Below are 2,111 nucleotides of genomic sequence, written 5' to 3'. Positions count from 1 at the left end.
CTATTGATGTTCCGATGGTGCGAAGGCCGGACTCGAATATTTAATTAACTAGCTGTATTTTAATTGTTTTTACTTTTAAAAATGGATTAATGCCCCTTTTTATGCCCCCATTACAAGAGTAACAACCTAAATTTTACTAAAAAAGATATTTTTCAATGTAGGCACTCTGGTTCGGATCCGCTTACCGGACACGAACCTGAACATCAGAAATCTGAGATAACTTCAGATTAATCATCTTTAACATTTTTTGACCAATAAAATCTGTCATAAAGGCAGAGAAATTAATCTCTGCCTTTATTATTGTCACATAAAAAGTCTATTAATTAGAGTACATTGCTGACATCCATTAATATCGACAGCTTTTAAAAAATCTGTGTTACTAATCAAAACAGCATTACTAACACCTGAAAACTGGAGCTGAGCATACATACCTAAAACGGATTTTTTTTCGTAATACTGAGATCTTCCAATATAACTTTCACCAGCATTAGAACTTATAAATCGCTTCGTTCTTTCTTGTATCAATAAATTAGTTTGAAGAAAACTCAAAATATCCTGCTGCAATTGTTGGCTTTTGTTATGAAAATAACCTAACAATTGATCCTCTAAGGTACCAAGCTGAGTTTGAATATCATGAAAAATATAACCACCCCATTCACTCCCATCGAAATCAATAATACTACCATTGGAGAGTTGAGTAGCTTCTTCTAAACCTATCTCATTTTTAATATCTGTTATTCTTGCATCAATGCCAAGTTCATCAGCATCAAAAAAGTATAAAAATCTATATGCAATTTCTATACTGAAGTCATCTGTACCAGAAAGTTCTTTATACATAGTAACTAACTCAGCCCTTTCACGACTTTTGCCATCACCATTTAGATTATGTATAAAAATTAAGTTTCCATCATGATAGAAACAAACAGAAGGTAGTTTCGGCCCGTTTGGCTGAAAACCAAGTTTTTTATCTGGAATTCTTACTTGACTTAGTTCTTTTTCAAAGCGTTTATCAAACGGTGGAGGTAATTGACCAATTTTGAGATCTTGAAGTAGGAATCCATTAACTAAAAGAATTCTGCTAAGAAAAGCGACGTCATGCTGTCCTTCACAAAAGGCAACTATGACTCTATTATAAGATACACTCACAATTTTAGCCTCTAATATCAAGATCAATATTTTTTATCAAATAGCCAAATCTTTCGCCATCAGCCCTTTTCACGACTACTTTATCGTCAACTTTGCTTAACTGAAATCCAGTAATACAATCATTGTTATAATCGTTATTTAAAAAAGCTGTGATACATTCCCCCGAATGTGACGTAAGGAACACTTGCACATTGAAACGTTCTGCAAGTTGTTGCGTAAATTTAGTAAACTCCAATAGTAAACTATAATGAATCGCAGTTTCAAATTCATCAATAAAAAGTACACCATTGCGACACGCAGCAAAAGATAAGGCTATATAAAAGATGCGCTGAATACCCTCTCCATAAGAGGTAAGATCGAAACTTCTGTTAAAATCATATGCTGATTCTACGATAAACCTTTTGAGCTCCATGTCCTCAGTGAATCTGACATCTTTTATCGTTGGCTCAATTTTATTCATAAATTCAATAACCAGGCCGATAGCGGATTGTATATTTAAATCATCTGACTCTGAGTCAGTTACAGACGTTAAACTTGCACCTATACTTTTGTTATAATCAGTGAGCAAATCGTCTATATCGTAGAAATAAGGGCTTTTAAATGACGATGAACACAAATGCGAAACTTGATCAGCATTCCTTCTCATACGTTCATGAATAAAAGTATGGACTGTGTTATTTCTAAATTCTCCATCAATGCTAGACTTTAAGCTATAAGACGCTATATAGTCATCTTGTTTATCAATTGAAGAATCATCATATTTAATCATTTCAACAGTAACATTACTATCATCAAACACTCCTGATAAGATTATTTTATCTTGGAAAAGAGCATTCAACAATGTTGAACTCAAAGTACTGATTTTATTTTTTTGCCTAATAAGATTAAAATGCGATGATATATCATTACGCTGCGTCAATAAGTAAATCGCTTCAAGTAAAGAAGTTTTCCCAGCATTATTAAAC

The 2,111-nt window shown here is 33.0% G+C and carries 2 protein-coding genes; both read right to left on the bottom strand.

Annotated features, from left to right (window positions below; genetic code table 11):
* Positions 1–303 precede the first annotated feature (303 nt).
* A complete protein-coding gene (locus KHQ28_RS27660) occupies positions 304–1,146 on the bottom strand; it encodes a hypothetical protein (RefSeq protein WP_123836183.1) in 843 nt (280 codons plus the stop codon).
* Positions 1,147–1,150: 4 nt separating this feature from the next.
* A partial coding sequence (locus tag KHQ28_RS27655; RefSeq protein ID WP_155884432.1) for an ATP/GTP-binding protein occupies positions 1,151–2,111 on the bottom strand: 961 nt, incomplete at its 5' end.

Source organism: Klebsiella sp. 28, assembly GCF_018223905.1.
Lineage (GTDB): Bacteria > Pseudomonadota > Gammaproteobacteria > Enterobacterales > Enterobacteriaceae > Klebsiella > Klebsiella pneumoniae.
This window is presented reverse-complemented; position numbering and strand designations above follow the sequence as displayed.